The organism is Shewanella sp. T24-MNA-CIBAN-0130 (assembly GCF_040310185.1).
Lineage (GTDB): Bacteria > Pseudomonadota > Gammaproteobacteria > Enterobacterales > Shewanellaceae > Shewanella > Shewanella psychromarinicola.
In genome coordinates this window covers 1-15,860 of record NZ_JBEOPP010000083.1, presented here as the reverse complement: position 1 = coordinate 15,860, position 15,860 = coordinate 1, and the positions used below count along the sequence as shown (strand labels likewise).

The following is a 15,860-nucleotide window of genomic DNA, read 5'->3' as shown; positions in this document are numbered from 1 at the left end:
TAAGACGCCACATCAGAAATATAATGAGTTAAAAAAAGCGGCTTAAAATCTCTCCAGAAATACTTGACCATTACAGGATAAGGACGCGGCTTCGCGCGGCCTATCCTTATTTGTTATATTTTATATATTTAACAGCCCTTTGCACTTGGGGTATTTTGAGCAACCCCAGAACTTATTCCCTGCATGCGCACCATTTTTAGCTGTTCTTAGGGCCATTTTAGACCCACACTTTGGGCAGAAGGGTATTTCTGTTTCTTCGAACTCATTATCTTCTCTATGATTATCTACCTGTGTATATTTAAAATCACTATTGCTATCTATTTTTGAAGAGTTCAGTTGCTTATTTGATTCCTCAGCATTAAGGAAGTAATTAAGCAAAACAGCAATAACACAGGTGTGTGGTAACGCAGCCAAAAGGCAGTATGGAGCAAAGCATGCCCCGAATATAAAAAGTTGATTAACGATTATGATTACCACCCAAGTGACTAAAAATGCTTGGAAGTTATTGAGTGCACTATTCAGTATGTTTTTTACCATTGTCCGACCTTTAAAATATAACAGCTTATTGAACGGCTCGCCCAATAAAGCCGACCGTTTAAGTTATTGATTTATATCATCCTACATTTTCTATCTCATTGATGTAAAGCGATAAATTATTCGCAACATCCAAAAATAAACCGAGGTTGCCAAGATAAAGCGCTCTTAAAATCATCAATAAAATTTATTTGTAATAATATCAATCAATTGCCTTTAACCACCTTACTACTTTCGTTTGCTTATTCATCGTTTTCATGCAATTTAAGCCAAAAGCTCATTATAACTGTATATAAAACCAGTTAACTAGATTGAGTAATCGAATTAATAAAAAAGGGTCTTTGTATCAGAGGAATATTGATTAGTTTTCATATAGAAAATTGAAGGTCAGTAAAATGACATAGAGAGTTATTGCTAACTCGGAATTAGGCATAAACGTGTCAGATATACTGACTTTAAAAGGGACAAATTCAACTCTTAACTTGAGGCTGTTGAAGACACTTTACAAAAGACTGCGTGAGCCTGAAAGGCCTTTCTTGCACATCTGCCCCATATGGATATGGGGAATGTCATTATGATGTCGGGAACATCATTGACCTGCCATCACGACATTCGTGAATCCATTCACAGCAGATCCCTATCGGAAGCGTTAGCATTTTTACTCTTTACAATAAGATGGGCCGAAGCAGTCTACAAACGAGGTTCAACGCTGGATCGATCCCCATGGCGACATTTTCGCATCAGTTGCTTAAGTAAATAAGGGAAATGTTGCGGGGCAGCTGGGCCAATTCTTTTATAAAGAGTAAAGAGGGAACAGCCGTTGGTTACCTCTTGGTCTGATGTGGGCGAAGCGCTACGACGTTGGTGGCCGCAGGCCATATCCTAAACAAACTTAATGAAATTGATTCAATCAATTCAACAACAAAGCCGATAGGGTTTCCCGTATCGGCTTTGTTATCTCTACAGTACTTGTCTGTGCAGCATTAATCACTTCTGGATTAGTCTCTGAAGTTATCGAACTGGAAGGGTTGGCCGAGTTCTGATTCTTTGGCTAAGCGCATGACGGCTTGCAGGTCATCGCGCTTTTTGCCAGTGATGCGTACTGAGTCGCCTTGGATGGCAGCTTGTACTTTAAGCTTGCTGTCTTTGATGGCTTTGACTAGTTTTTTGGCAATCAGTGATTCGATACCTTGTTTAAAGCTCACTTTTAAACTGAAGGTTTTGCCGCTGTGAACCGCTTTGTCGTCAACTTCCATTGAAGATGGATCAACGTTACGTTTACTGAGCTGAATGCGCAGAATATCGACTAGCTGTTTACAAATGAAATCGTCTTCTGATTTTAAGGTAACGACATTGTCTTTCAAATCAATTTCGATTTCTTTACCACGTAAATCAAATCGACCAGCAACTTCACGGCGTGAGTTTTCTACCGCATTACGTAATTCTTCTTCGTCAACTTCCGACACAATATCCATAGATGGCATCTTGCTTTCCTCTTTGGTTCATCACAAATGTATATACGACTATTTTACACTAGGAGTCATTATCAGCATAGTAGAGTACAACCTCAGATCCATTAGCGAAGTTATTGAGCACTAACACAAATTAATTAACAAAAAATCATTAACAAGCTATTTTTATTGATAATCTGGCTAAAACGCCCATTGCTATTGAGTTTAACGGTTTAGCATTTATCATTTTCAAGCGTAAACATAGCCCTTATGGAACAATTATGACTTTCCAGAGAGGTTAATTAGTGACAATTTAAAACAGGTTTCTTATTATTAGCGATATTCTCGTTTCACAAGGCTGATGTTACGCTCGTGATCACTTATAAAAATATTTTTAAACTTGCGTTAGTTGTCGCTGTCATTGTGACTAGCTATCTTGTTTTTTCAAAACCAAGTTACCCACAAGCTTTCGCTAATATGGATAAAGTAGGCCATTTAGGCAGCTTTTTTGCCCTTGCTTTTCTTGCGCATTACGCTTTCAAACCACGTTGGTATTTTTTGTGTACCTCTTTGGCTACCTATGCTGTGTTAATTGAACTGATCCAATCTCGCTTACCTTATCGCAGCGCATCAGCTAGCGATGTAATTGCCGATTTTGTCGGGATTGCACTGTTTTACTTACTGCATTTTTCAATGACACATTACCGTAAATTAAAAGCGAGTCGTGAATAGACCATGGGAATAACATCAAGGTTGCCACCGTCATCCACACCCGACAATACTGCGCTTATTGCCATATTGGGTGCGGGTGCGATTGGACAGCTGATGTATCACAAACTGAGTGTTGACCCTCAAGTGCCTCAAACACACGAGGTGGTCTTTATTGGCCGTGATAAGCAAACCCGTCAACAAAAGCTGGGTTTTATTGACCATATGCAGGATACCCAAGAAGCATTAGTGACAATCTTGGGGACGGATGATAACCGCTTAGCACACGTTGAATTGCTGTTAGTGTGTGTTAAAGCCTATCAAGTAGAGCAAGCGCTTTTACCCTTATTAGCGAAACTGTCACCTCAATGCCATATTGTATTACTGCATAATGGTTTAGGCCCGCACTTGCCTGTAGCTGCTGCGTTGGCAAAACACCAAGGCCAAGGATTAAGCTTAGGCACTACATCGCAAGCTGCGTTAAAACTAAGCCAATGGCAGGTGAGACACAGCGGTTTTGGCGTAACACAACTCGGGCATTATTGTGGAGCGCTTATATCGGCCAAGCTAAAGGCGCGCTTAACTAATCTACACTATGACAATCAACCTATTGAATGGCATCAGCCTGTGTTACCTGTGTTATGGCAAAAGCTGGCGATTAATGCGGTGATAAACCCTCTCACGGCACTCAACCATTGTGCCAATGGCCAATTAGCCAGCGCTGAATATCAACCACAGATCCGCGCCATTATCGATGAGCTAGTACAAGTGGCTAAATATGATGGCATCACGTTAGATAAGGCTGCCATCAGCACACGGGTTTATCAGGTAATCGATTTAACAGCAGCAAACTTTTCATCGATGTATCAGGATATTGCCCACAACAGGGCAACTGAAATTAATGAGATTAATGGCTATATTTGCCAGCAAGCTAAGTTGCATCACCTTAACGTACCCAACAACCAATCTTTAGTCGACAAGGTTTTACAACTCGGTCAATCTTGAATGCAATTTGATAACGGATCTCGACTCGAGTTAATTAGCTCCACATCACTAAAATCGCGGCAATGGCGATTAACAATAACCCAGCCACAGCGTTAATTTTAACCTTCTCTTTAAGCCAAAATGCCGCAATAATCAGGGTAAAAAACACCTCAACTTGGCCTAATGTTTTGACATAAGGTACCGCCTGTAATGACATGGCGCTAAACCAGCCGATAGAACCAATACAACTGGTGACACTAATGGATAAGGTTAATGTGGGGCGCTGCCACAACGCCGTTAAGGTTGATTTATCTTTAGCCAGTAAATAACCTATTAGCACTATAGTTTGCAACCCTATCACCCACAACAATACCCACGCTGCACTATGGGTAAACGGGCCTTGTAGGGTTAAGCTGGCTTCGCGCACCCATAGAGATGTCAGCGCAAAAGCACTGCCACAAGCCAGACCAAGTAATATTGTTTTCAGCGAAAAATGTTTAAAGCCCTGTTTGCTGCTGAGTAACATCACCGCAATACCACCGACAATGACCCCCATCCAACCCAACGCCGAAAGTTGAGTGCCAAAGAACAATACACCCAGTATTGCAGCAACTAAGGCTTCACTTTTGGCAAGACCTGCACCTATGGCAAAGTTTTGCATTTTAAACAGCTTAACCATTAGCCCTGTTGCCAGTATTTGCATGGTTGATGCACCAATAACAAAGCCCCAAAAGCTGCCACTAAATTCTGGCATTGCTGTGGGTTGATATTGATGTAAAGCAAAAAGGTAACCAGCGGCAATTGGGCCCGCCCAAATAAACCGCGCTAATGTGACCCCAGCAATACTCACGTCTTTACTGAGTTTACTTTGAAATGCATTGCGCCACGCCTGCATAAACGCGGCGAGAAAGGTAAACATGATCCACATATTTATTGTTGCTCTTTACATAAAAAAGCCCTGAAACTTGGTAACAAGTCAGGGCTTATACAAGGGCAATTAGATTACTGTTTACGACCATTAAAAGACACTGATTAAATATCTAATTGATTAAAAATCAACTCGCCGGTGTTTCAGTTATTCAATGCCATTGATGGTTTACTTGCTGGTATCAATAAACTCAAATGATTTGACCAAGTCATCAACTGCTTTCATCTGCGTGAGGTATTGCTCCAATAAATGCAGTGGCAACGCGCAAGGACCATCACATTTTGCATTGTCAGGATCTGGATGCGCTTCAATAAATAAGCCCGCTAAGCCTAATGCCATACCACTGCGCGCAAGCTCGGTTGCTTGTGCACGGCGTCCGCCCGCTGAATCGCTACGTCCACCAGGGCGTTGCAGCGCATGGGTGGCATCAAAGATCACCGGGTAACCTGTTTGCTTCATTTCGTCCATGCCTAGCATATCGACAACGAGGTTATTGTAACCAAAGCTGCTGCCGCGTTCACATAAAATAATATTGTCATTACCGGCTTCGTTAAACTTAGTAATGATATGACGCATTTCATGTGGCGCTAAAAACTGCGGTTTTTTCACATTAATCACAGCGCCGGTTTTGGCCATCGCCACCACAAGATCGGTTTGACGGGCTAAGAATGCAGGTAACTGAATAATATCAACCACTTCAGCCACAGGTGCACACTGATGAATTTCGTGTACATCGGTGATAATTGGCACGTTAAACGTTGATTTTATTTCTTCAAAAATACGTAAGCCTTCTTCCATTCCTGGACCACGGTATGAGTTAACCGATGAACGATTGGCTTTATCAAAAGAGGCCTTAAACACATAGGGAATGCCTAGTTTTTGAGTCACTTCGACATAATGTTCCGCTATCGACATGGCTAAGTCGCGCGACTCAAGTACGTTCATACCACCAAATAAAACGAACGGCTTATCGTTAGCGACTTGAACGTTATGAGATAACTGAATAATTTTTTGATCCATTTGATCCTCTTAGCGCATTACGCTGCGACAATTTGTAATAACTGACCACATAGCCAAGCCATGTAAGTACCTAATGCATATCCGAATACTGCCAACAGCACCCCAACAGGTGCTAATGCAGGGTGGAATGCTGCCGCTACCACTGGGGCGGATGCGGCTCCGCCAACGTTTGCCTGACTGCCCACGGCCATATAAAACAATGGTGCTTTAATAAGTTTAGCCACCAATAACATTAATCCTGCGTGAACTAACATCCACACTATGCCGACTAGAAAATAAATCGGTGTATCCATTATTTTAGACACGTCCATATGTAAACCAATGGTCGCGACTAAAATGTATAAAAATGCCGAGGCAATTTTAGAGGCACCAGAGGCTTCTAAATGACGAACTGGACTAAATGAAAGACCTAAACCAACGGTGGTCACTATCACCACTAACCAGAAAAATTTAGAGGTTAAACTGTAATCTTCGGTCCATGGATAGTTGGCTTCGAAGAACGGCCCCAAGAAATCGGCCGCAAAATGGGCGAAGCCCGTCACCCCAAACCCAACGGCCACAATCAACATGATGTCGCGAAGTGAAGGAATACGTGCGTTTTCTGCGTGGTACTTTTCGACTTTCTGTTTCAGTGCTTCAATTGCGCTAGTATCGGCGCCAGTTCTGGCATCAATTTCTTTGGCTTTCGATGCCATAAAGAGCAATACGGCCATCCAGATATTGGCCACGATGACATCTACCGTCACCATTACCGAGAATATCTCACCACCGACCGAATAAATCTCTTTCATCGCGGCTTGGTTTGCACCACCACCAATCCAGCTACCCGCTAAGGTCGTCATGCCGCGCCAAACGGCATCCGGACCATTACCACCCAGCAGTGATGGGTCGATCATTGACACACTCAATAATGCAATCGGTCCACCAATGACAATCCCAAGAGTACCGGTTAAAAACATAATAACTGCTTTAGGACCTAAACTCAGAATGGCTTTTAAATCGACACTTAAAATCAATAAAACCAAACAGGCTGGCAATAAATAGCGTGACGCAACAAAATACAGTTGTGATGTATGGCCATCAATCACGCCAAATGTGTTTAATAATGAGGGTAAGAAATAGCACAGTAGTAATGCAGGTATGTATTTATAGAATTTTTGCCAAAAAGGATGAGTTGATGAACTAGTGTAAAAAACAAAACCTAGAATAACGGCGAGTATACCCAGTGCGGTGGCATCATTGCTCACCATTGCTGACGTTGTCATGCAGTGTTCTCCCTTACAAATACATTATATTTTTAGTTGTTATTGTTATTATTATTGCGAAATCAATTGTGATTCAATTCGCATGGTTTCACAGGTAAGCGCTGCATAAACGAGCTACACCATCACTGCGAATAAAAACTGCTTTGAGTTAACCCAAAGCAGCCTAAGCAGCAAGTACTATCAAATGATTAATGATAAACCTGCGTATGTTGACTAAGTTCCTTTAATTGAATCTTAACCAGTTCAATCACCGGATCATGCGGACTCAAATCAATGAAGTGCTGTAAATCAGACATGGCCACTTTAATACAACCTAATTGCTGGGCAATAAAAGCTCGCTCGCGATTAAGGTGCACATCGTCAGGGTGCCATTGTAATAATAAATTACAGCATTCCATTGCCTGTTCATATTTATGACTGACAATACAACCCGCTTTTAGCTCATGTAACATGCGACTAATTAGCCGTTTTAGTGTAGCTGTTTTTAGATGGCTGGGCTTTAATTTAGCTGCATTACCCAGCTCACCACGCACTAATGCATGCATCTGATGACGACTAAGCTCTTTACCTGTAAGTGGGTCATGGTATCTAACAACATCATTTATCTGGCTTTTTAGTACCGTATTACCGGGTAATAAAATCGCCTCGAGTGTTATGTCGAGTTGCTTGGCCAATAAAATTAACAATGTTGATAGCGTGGTGCTGTTACCTTGACGCTTTAACACGCAATAACTTAAATCTGCTGCCTCGACACTAAAATAGTCGTCTCGAACACAAAAACCGAGATCATTGTAAAACCAATTAAACAGACCATCAAGCCGTGCTTGCTGGTCAACAACATAGTGACTCAATACTGAACCGGCCATTTCATACCACGCCCACATAGCAGATTTGGATGTTGAAAAGCCAAGGTGTTCAGATAGTTCAAATGCAGTTTCGGGGATCGAAACTGCATCATTAAGAAGATATTTTGCCATTAAAACCAATTAACCCATTAAGACGACTTGTTTAAAATAAGCCAGTTTGGCCGCTAACACTACCCAACCAATTGCGCCGATAAAAGCAAAAAACTTAAACAGCTTATTACGGTTAGATTTTAGTGCCATGACACCTAAAGCAATGTATGCCACCACACAGATTATTTTTTCGGTCATCCATGGATCGACAAAAGGATACTGTTTGATCATAAAGCAAAGGGTAAAGCCTGACAGTAGTAAAAAAGTATCAACAACATGTGGCGCCACTTTCACAAACTTTTTGTCCATAATAGGAGACTGACGTAAATGTAAAACAAAACGCACGATAAAAAAGGTCACACTTGTGGCAACTAACAGCATGTGAGTATGCTTTACCGCTGGATATAAACTGTAAAATGTTTCCATTGATGAAGTCTCATTGAGAAGGTAAAAGTAAAAGGCGGCTAGTGTACGCTATCAATCAGCCGTGTACCAATATCACGATTGTTGATATTTATTTGTTGTTTATATCTTTAGAGGGGGAAACGCCTATTGATTGCAGGAATATTAATCACCCCATTGCCCTAGCGTGCAGCGATCATTACTGCCAAAGTCACGCACCGTAGCAACATTTTTATAGCCTAGTTCGATGAGCTTTTTACGCACTTTGATTGCTTGCTCATAACCATGTTCAAGCAATAAATAACCCCCGGGAAGTAAATGCTCACGCGCTTGAGCGGCAATGTAAAACAGATCAGCATAACCTTCATTTCCTGCGGTTAGCGCACTTTGTGGCTCAAAGCGAACATCCCCTAAATGAAGATGCTCATCGGCTTCATCGATATAAGGCGGGTTAGACACAATCAAATCAAAATCACGCTGCTCAACCGCAGAAAACCAGTCTGACTGGATAATTTCCACATCGAGTAAATTAAGATTGCCGCGATTAGCTTTGGCAAGCTCGACAGCGTCAAGAACATTATCAATAGCAGTAATGCGCCATTTAGGTCGCTCCGATGCTAAAGACAATGCTATAGCCCCTGTTCCTGTGCCTAAATCCAATACTTTAGCATTGTGACGCACTGATAAGTTCAGTGCTGTTTCAACTAAAATCTCGGTATCAGGTCTTGGAATAAGGGTCGAGTCATCAACAATAAAGGGTAATGACCAAAACTCTCGCTCACCAATGATATGCGCAACCGGCGTCCCCTTTTGACGCTTATCAATCATCTGGCTATAGGCTTTAAATTGATCACTAGTAAGCTGCCGCTCAGGCCAAGTATATAAAAAACTACGATTTTTATTCAAACAATGCAATAGCAGTGCTTCTGCATCTATATGGGCAGATTCAGAGGTTGCGGCTAATTGTGAATAAGCCCATTGTAGAACTTCTGCAATTGTTGAATACGAAGACTGAGTCAAGATCACTCCTTAATCGTCAGCTAACGCTGCAAGCATATCTGCTTGATGTTCTTGCATAATAGGCTCTAGCAAGACATCTAAATCGCCTTCCATAACTTCATTCAAGCGATATAGCGTTAAGTTGATTCGATGATCACTTACGCGACCCTGTGGGTAATTATACGTTCTAATACGTTGAGAACGATCACCACTGGCCACTAAACTACGACGTGTTGTTTCTTCAGCGCTGCGTCTTTTTTCATCTTCAACAGCTTGAATACGCGCGGCCAATACACTCATCGCTTGGGCACGGTTTTTATGCTGTGAACGTTGATCCTGACACTCAACAATAATGCCAGATGGAATATGAGTAATACGAATAGCAGAATCGGTTTTGTTAACATGCTGACCACCCGCACCAGACGCGCGGAATGTATCGACTTTTAAATCAGCAGCATTAATCAACACAGCTTCGGCTTCGGGCACTTCATGCAATACCACTACAGTACAAGCAGAGGTATGCACACGACCTTGAGATTCGGTTTCTGGCACACGTTGAACACGGTGTCCACCGGACTCAAACTTTAGCTTACCGTAAGCACCGTCACCACTGACTTTAACAATAATTTCTTTGAAGCCGCCATGTTCACCTTCATTAACGCTCATGATTTCCATTTGCCAGCGGTTGGCTTCACAATAACGTGAATACATGCGGTACAAATCACCGGAAAAAATAGCCGCTTCATCACCACCTGCACCCGCGCGAATTTCAAGAAACGCATTGGTGTCATCGTTTGGATCGGTGGGCAAGAGTAATACTTGTAATTCATCTTCAAGCTTTTCTAACGCTTGCTTTGTTTGTTTATACTCATCTTGGCCCATTTCGCGCATTTCAGGATCGTCTTCTTCAAGCATCTCTTTGGCGTAGTCGAAATCTTTTTGGGCTTGTTGGAATGCAGTAAACTCTTTTACCACATCTTCAAGTTGAGCATATTCTTTGGATAATGCACGAAAGCGGTCTTGATCGGCTATCACGCTAGCATCACTGAGTAACGCCAATACTTCTTCATTACGCTCTAGCAAGCCTTCAAGCTTGCGGATAACGGATTCTTTCATTTAGCTCGCTAACCTTAGTTTTTATCTAAACCAAGCGCAGTTCTTAATTGGCCTAACGTATTCAAATCACCTTGACGGCTTGCTGATGTGAGCGCTTGTGTAGGTGAGTGTATCAAACGATTAGTTAGCCTATTAGCTAACTCTAGTATCACTTGTTCACTATCACTGCCTTGAGACAATTTATTCAGGGCACGCTCAACTAATTCATCTTTAATCGCCAAGCTCTGGCTGCGATATTCGCGAATACTGTTGACTGACTCTAAAGACTTAATCCACTCCATGAACAAGTGTGATTGATCTTCAGTAATTAATTCTGCTTGCTCGGCGGCTTCTTTACGTGAAGCCATGTTCTGTTCAATTATGCTATGCAGATCGTCTACAGTATAAAGGAATGCGTCGTCTAACTCACCGACTTCGGCTTCAATATCTCTTGGAACTGCAATATCCACCAACAACATAGGTTGATGACGACGCTGTTTTAGCGCTTTTTCGACCATGCCTTTACCTAAAATAGGCAAAGGACTGGCGGTAGAGGATATCACGATATCGGCTTTAGCGAGAAAGTCTGGAATTTGTTCTAAGGTAATTGCTGTTGCATTAAACTCTTCACACATGGCTTGGGCACGTTGGAGAGTGCGATTCGCCACCACCATAGAAGCGACACCGTTATCTTTAAGGTGCTTGGCAACTAACTCAATGGTTTCTCCTGCACCAATGAGTAACACCTTAGTGGTGCTCAATGATGAGAAAATATGTTTCGCCATGCTGACTGCCGCAAAAGCAACAGAGACGGCTGCGGCACCGATTTCAGTTTCAGTGCGCACTTTTTTAGCCACAGAAAAGGTATTTTGAAACAAACGGTCAATCGTTAACGCTATGGTGCCAGCTTCTTTAGCTTTCACAAACGCTTGTTTGACCTGTCCCAAAATTTGCGGTTCACCTAACACCAGAGAATCTAAACCCGATGCCACTCGCATTAAATGCTTGACGGCAACTTGTTCTTCATAGGCGTAGATACACGGCATTAAATCACTATGGTCTAAATTATGGTAATCCTCTAACCATTCAATAATGTCTTCCTTATTGGCATTATTGCAATACAGCTCAGTTCGGTTACAGGTAGACACAATAACGGCCTCACCCGTGCGGGTGCGACTGGCCAAGCTTTTCATTGCGTCATGAATGCGGTCTGGAGAGAAAGCGACTTTTTCACGCAAATCTACCGTGGCGGTTTTATGGTTTATCCCGATTATTACTAGGCTCATTTGACAGTATCAAGTTCTTTTCGGTGACGTTAATTAGTCTATTCTACTGAATTGAACCAACTAAAAACACAATTGGGTTAACAAAACCGAATAAATGTCTAAATTTTTATTTTTTATTCACCTAAGTATTATGTAAACCAGTACATTAATATCACATTAATTTTGTAAAAAGCATTTTTACATAATGGCTTAAGCCCAGTATCATAAGATAATCTTAAACCACTGTTAGGCAATCCATTGCGTTTATCTGCCTCTTTATTTCATATAGCTTTCATTACCGCGGTGCTTTTATTAGCCGGTTGTAGTGTCACCCCATCTGACGATTTTATCCCGATAACGGTGAAAAACGCAGCTCAAGCTAAAGCATGGGAACTTCAAGGTAAAATTGCCGTTAAGACATCTGAAGACAAATTCAGCACCAATATATACTGGTTACATCAACCGGCAGCCAATGATTTACGGTTAACAACTGTATTAGGCACAACGGTATTATCCCTTAAGACGGATCAGGGGATGGCGACACTTGAAGTTGACGGCAAAATATATCGTGACAGTAATGCACAAGATTTACTGAAAGCGATTAGCGGATGGTCAATCCCCCTAGAAAGCCTTCCGTTATGGATCACCGGCCAAATTGGCAATAATGATAACATTGTCAGCTATAATCCTGATGGCACAATTAAACAATTAATCAGTCACGATCCCCAAGCAAATTGGTCGGTCAGTTTTCTCAGTTGGCACCATCAAAGTGGCGCATTAGTGCCTAAGCTGTTAAAAATTGAACGTGAAAATGTACAAATTAAGATTCAAAGTAATCAATGGACAGCGGTAGCAGCCAGAACAAAATAAGCGTTTAATCCTTAATGTTACGCGGGTTATTAAACAAGGTAGTGAAACGAACATGACATCCACGAGCTCACACAAATCAGCATCAATAAGTTGGCCTGCTCCCGCAAAATTGAATTTATTTTTACATGTTACTGGCCAGCGAGCCGATGGCTATCACGAATTACAAACTCTGTTTCAATTTATTGACCATTGTGACTATCTTGATTTTCATATTACCGACACACCTGATTTGGTTCTACATTCAAATATTAGCGATTCTGTTGCTGACAGCGATAACTTAATTCTTAAAGCCGCAAAATCACTCCAGAGATACGCCCAATATGAAGGCGGCGCACATATCTGGTTAGACAAATTATTACCTATGGGTGGCGGTCTAGGGGGCGGTTCATCTGATGCTGCAACCACATTAGTGGCCCTAAATGCCTTATGGAAAACCAATTTATCACCCAGTAAACTGGCTGAAATAGGCTTAACGCTTGGTGCGGATGTCCCTGTTTTTATTAATGGTTTATCTGCGTTTGCCGAGGGCGTAGGAGAAAAGTTGATCACAGTAGAACCAACAGAGTCGTGGTACTTAGTCATTGTGCCGGATGTGCATGTGTCAACCAAGGATATCTTCCAAGATCCTGATTTGCCCCGCAACACCCCGAAAGTTGATATAAACACCTTAATGACTCGAAAATGGACCAATGACTGTCAGAAACTGGTCACAACTAGGCACCCTCAAGTTGCCAATGCCTTAAGCTGGCTGGTAGAATATGCGCCGTCGAGAATGACCGGAACAGGCGCATGCGTGTTCGGGGAATTTACACATTCGCAACAAGCCCTTGACGCTTTAGCCGAATTACCGGCTGATATGCGAGGGTTTGTCGCAAAAGGGATGAATAAGTCGCCATTACAAATACGGCTTGAGCAACTCTGAAAACATAATATCTTCTGGGTCAGTTTTGAGTGACAACACATAAAATTGATCTAGCCTTTAATTGTAAAGCAAACACCTGAGGTTCATAAAGTGCCCGACATCAAGCTCTTTGCTGGTAACGCTACCCCAAATCTAGCCGCTAAGATTGCCGACCGTTTATTTTGCAAACTTGGCGACGCCGTTGTAGGCCGTTTCAGCGACGGTGAAATCAGTGTTCAAATAAACGAGAATGTACGTGGTGCGGATGTGTTCATTATCCAATCTACTTGCGCACCCACGAACGATAATCTCATGGAGCTTATTGTCATGGTTGACGCATTACGTCGTGCATCAGCGGGTCGTATTACTGCCGTTATTCCTTACTTCGGATATGCTCGTCAAGACCGCCGTGTGCGCAGTGCACGTGTGCCTATTACAGCGAAAGTGGTTGCAGATTTCTTGTCAAGCGTGGGTGTTGACCGCGTATTGACTTGTGACTTACACGCTGAGCAAATTCAAGGTTTCTTTGATGTCCCTGTTGATAACGTATTCGGTAGCCCTGTGTTACTTGAAGACATGCTCGCCAGGAAATTTGAAAACCCTGTTGTTGTATCTCCTGATATTGGCGGTGTAGTTCGCGCTCGTGCAGTTGCTAAGCTATTAGATGATACTGATCTTGCAATTATCGATAAGCGTCGCCCACAGGCAAACGTGGCTCAGGTAATGCACATCATTGGTGATGTTCAAGGCCGTGATTGCATTATTGTTGATGACATGATCGACACTGGCGGCACCTTATGTAAGGCTGCAGAAGCATTAAAAGAACATGGCGCTAACCGCGTGTTCGCTTATGCTACTCACCCTGTATTCTCAGGTAATGCGGCTGAAAATATTACTAATTCTGTTATCGATGAAGTTATCGTCACAGACACTGTGCCATTAAGCCCTGAAATGATGAAAGTGGCTAAAGTGACTCAGCTGACCATGTCTGCAGTATTAGCCGAAGCGATCCGTCGTGTTAGTAACGAAGAGTCAATTTCTGCGATGTTTCGCCACTAATCTTTATTCGATTAGGCTTAACGCTGACATAAAAAACGCACTCAATTGAGTGCGTTTTTGTTTGTTGGTTGGTGCTCAACCGGCATTACGAGACATTAACCATTATTGAATGACTGATATCCGGCAATTACCCGTAAAACCATGCCGTAAGGTTCAAACGATCAATTCAACGTGCATTGATTGGCTTGTCATTAGGGCTTAGCCCTTTTAATCAATGCACCGTCCACGAGCTCTCTCATATCGGCCTTAGACCAACAATGAGTTCCATTAAGCGGTCATTTCTTGTCTGAAAGCAAACGACTGCCGTTTATCTAACTGATGCACTGAATGTGTTGCATAAAATGCTTGCTGAGTCTGTAAAAAGCATTGCCCGCAGCGATGCCAGTACCATAACCATGACGTAAATCGATATCTGTACTGGCTAACAATTTGCTTTAAAGATTGTCATCAGCAAAATTTGAATGACCTCGACATCTTCAGGTGGGTTAGCGATAAAAGCGAGCTCTTGTTCATGCGGAACCAAGTAATCAATTGTTTTGGGACAGTCCCCTGACACACCAATCCATGATTTGAGCTTATGTACCCAAGCAGATTGTGCATGAAAATGGGCATTAACCGTGCGAATAACCACAATTTTACGAGCGTCGCGGCGATACGCTTCTCTCACGGGTAATGGCGCAGCCAACCCACCATCAAGATAGAAGTCCCTTGAGGGTTCAAGAACAGTAAGTAAAATAGATAACGGATAGAATCAATCGTGTTGATAGGAAAATACTCTTGATAAATTTTACCTACTGTATTAATTATCGACTCATTTTGCGGGAGTTCACAGCAGGCTAAAGTTTGATTCTGCATTGATCTGCACCCAACTCTGAAGGCTTCAATTGGGGTTAACGTGATTGGTATCTAAAAAAATCCAACAAAAAGCCCGTCTTAATAGACGGGCTTTTCAGAATTTGGCTGGGGTACCAGGATTCGAACCTGGGAATGCTGAGATCAAAACCCAGTGCCTTACCGCTTGGCGATACCCCAATAACAACTATTTATTTTAAAGCAGAGAAACCATTTAATTTAACTAAAATTTGATGGTACGGAAAGAGAGACTTGAACTCTCACACCTCGCGGCACCAGAACCTAAATCTGGCGTGTCTACCAATTCCACCATTCCCGCATCAAATTTTAACTTACAGTATACTCTTTTTATTTCAGAGTAAACTTTGGCTTTACCAGCTAGCGCAAATAATACTCACTCTACCTAATAAATATGGTAGCAATGGCGGGACTTGAACCTGCGACCCCAGCATTATGAGTGCTGTGCTCTAACCAGCTGAGCTACATTGCCAAAGATGGCTGGGATACAAGGATTCGAACCTTGGAATGCTGAGATCAAAACCCAGTGCCTTACCGCTTGGCGATATCCCAA

The 15,860-nt window shown here is 42.3% G+C and carries 16 protein-coding genes, 4 tRNA genes and 1 pseudogene; 5 read left to right on the top strand and 16 right to left on the bottom strand.

The genetic code is table 11. The features are described from left to right. Window positions 1–120: 120 nt before the first annotated feature. Window positions 121–537: a topoisomerase DNA-binding C4 zinc finger domain-containing protein gene (locus tag AAEZ02_RS20505; RefSeq protein WP_351124795.1), complete on the bottom strand. Its 417-nt coding sequence runs from the start codon at window positions 535–537 to the stop codon at window positions 121–123. Between the two features lie 995 nt (window positions 538–1,532). Further along, window positions 1,533–2,018: a YajQ family cyclic di-GMP-binding protein gene (locus tag AAEZ02_RS20500; protein ID WP_351124792.1), complete on the bottom strand. Its 486-nt coding sequence runs from the start codon at window positions 2,016–2,018 to the stop codon at window positions 1,533–1,535. 339 nt (window positions 2,019–2,357) lie between these two features. Between AAEZ02_RS20500 and AAEZ02_RS20495 the strand changes: the two genes are divergently transcribed. Beyond that, entirely contained in the window at window positions 2,358–2,717 is a 360-nt protein-coding gene (locus AAEZ02_RS20495; RefSeq protein ID WP_351124789.1) for a VanZ family protein, read from the top strand. Window positions 2,718–2,720: 3 nt separating this feature from the next. Further along, on the top strand, window positions 2,721–3,698 hold the full coding sequence (locus AAEZ02_RS20490; RefSeq protein WP_351124786.1) for a ketopantoate reductase family protein: 978 nt from the start codon (window positions 2,721–2,723) through the stop codon (window positions 3,696–3,698). 34 nt (window positions 3,699–3,732) lie between these two features. Here AAEZ02_RS20490 and AAEZ02_RS20485 read toward each other — a convergent pair whose 3' ends face one another. The 8 genes from AAEZ02_RS20485 to hemA all read right to left on the bottom strand — a co-directional run bounded on the left by AAEZ02_RS20485 (window position 3,733) and on the right by hemA (window position 11,628). Next, a complete protein-coding gene (locus AAEZ02_RS20485; protein WP_351124783.1) occupies window positions 3,733–4,605 on the bottom strand; it encodes a DMT family transporter in 873 nt (290 codons plus the stop codon). A gap of 168 nt (window positions 4,606–4,773) precedes the next feature. After that, window positions 4,774–5,625 (bottom strand): 3-deoxy-8-phosphooctulonate synthase, encoded by an 852-nt coding sequence (gene kdsA / locus AAEZ02_RS20480; protein WP_101034371.1) that lies wholly within the window; start codon window positions 5,623–5,625, stop codon window positions 4,774–4,776. 17 nt (window positions 5,626–5,642) lie between these two features. After that, on the bottom strand, window positions 5,643–6,890 hold the full coding sequence (locus AAEZ02_RS20475) for a DUF819 family protein (protein WP_101034370.1): 1,248 nt from the start codon (window positions 6,888–6,890) through the stop codon (window positions 5,643–5,645). A 188-nt stretch (window positions 6,891–7,078) separates the two neighbouring features. Continuing rightward, on the bottom strand, window positions 7,079–7,867 hold the full coding sequence (locus AAEZ02_RS20470; RefSeq protein ID WP_124012353.1) for a tetratricopeptide repeat protein: 789 nt from the start codon (window positions 7,865–7,867) through the stop codon (window positions 7,079–7,081). A 9-nt stretch (window positions 7,868–7,876) separates the two neighbouring features. Then, entirely contained in the window at window positions 7,877–8,272 is a 396-nt protein-coding gene (locus AAEZ02_RS20465) for a SirB2 family protein (RefSeq protein WP_124012354.1), read from the bottom strand. Window positions 8,273–8,413: 141 nt separating this feature from the next. Further along, window positions 8,414–9,268 carry a peptide chain release factor N(5)-glutamine methyltransferase gene (gene prmC / locus AAEZ02_RS20460; RefSeq protein ID WP_124012355.1) on the bottom strand — a complete coding sequence of 285 codons (855 nt, stop codon included), beginning with the start codon at window positions 9,266–9,268 and terminating at the stop codon, window positions 8,414–8,416. A 9-nt stretch (window positions 9,269–9,277) separates the two neighbouring features. Beyond that, on the bottom strand, window positions 9,278–10,363 hold the full coding sequence (gene prfA / locus AAEZ02_RS20455) for a peptide chain release factor 1 (protein ID WP_124012356.1): 1,086 nt from the start codon (window positions 10,361–10,363) through the stop codon (window positions 9,278–9,280). Window positions 10,364–10,377: 14 nt separating this feature from the next. After that, entirely contained in the window at window positions 10,378–11,628 is a 1,251-nt protein-coding gene (gene hemA / locus AAEZ02_RS20450; protein ID WP_101034365.1) for a glutamyl-tRNA reductase, read from the bottom strand. Between the two features lie 237 nt (window positions 11,629–11,865). Between hemA and lolB the strand changes: the two genes are divergently transcribed. The 3 genes from lolB (at window position 11,866) to AAEZ02_RS20435 (ending at window position 14,437) form a co-directional block, all read left to right on the top strand. Continuing rightward, window positions 11,866–12,477 carry a lipoprotein insertase outer membrane protein LolB gene (gene lolB / locus AAEZ02_RS20445; protein ID WP_101034364.1) on the top strand — a complete coding sequence of 204 codons (612 nt, stop codon included), beginning with the start codon at window positions 11,866–11,868 and terminating at the stop codon, window positions 12,475–12,477. Between the two features lie 52 nt (window positions 12,478–12,529). Further along, window positions 12,530–13,399, top strand: coding sequence for a 4-(cytidine 5'-diphospho)-2-C-methyl-D-erythritol kinase (gene ispE, locus AAEZ02_RS20440; RefSeq protein WP_124012357.1), 870 nt, complete (start codon window positions 12,530–12,532; stop codon window positions 13,397–13,399). A gap of 90 nt (window positions 13,400–13,489) precedes the next feature. Further along, complete coding sequence (locus AAEZ02_RS20435) at window positions 13,490–14,437, top strand: ribose-phosphate pyrophosphokinase (protein WP_101034362.1); 948 nt, start codon at window positions 13,490–13,492, stop codon at window positions 14,435–14,437. A gap of 311 nt (window positions 14,438–14,748) precedes the next feature. On the opposite strand, the pseudogene AAEZ02_RS20430 reads toward AAEZ02_RS20435, so the two are convergent. The 6 genes and pseudogenes from AAEZ02_RS20430 to AAEZ02_RS20405 all read right to left on the bottom strand — a co-directional run. Then, window positions 14,749–15,149 (bottom strand): annotated as a pseudogene (locus tag AAEZ02_RS20430) (DUF6363 domain-containing protein); the annotation flags it as partial. After that, entirely contained in the window at window positions 15,101–15,292 is a 192-nt protein-coding gene (locus AAEZ02_RS20425) for a hypothetical protein (RefSeq protein WP_124693470.1), read from the bottom strand. The gene AAEZ02_RS20425 and the pseudogene AAEZ02_RS20430, both read right to left, overlap by 49 nt. A 102-nt stretch (window positions 15,293–15,394) precedes the next feature. Then, a tRNA-Gln gene (locus tag AAEZ02_RS20420) sits at window positions 15,395–15,469 on the bottom strand. A 54-nt stretch (window positions 15,470–15,523) separates the two neighbouring features. After that, window positions 15,524–15,608: transfer RNA gene (locus AAEZ02_RS20415), tRNA-Leu, on the bottom strand. Window positions 15,609–15,702: 94 nt separating this feature from the next. Further along, a tRNA-Met gene (locus AAEZ02_RS20410) sits at window positions 15,703–15,779 on the bottom strand. 5 nt (window positions 15,780–15,784) lie between these two features. Further along, window positions 15,785–15,859 (bottom strand) — tRNA-Gln (locus AAEZ02_RS20405). Window position 15,860 lies beyond the last annotated feature (1 nt).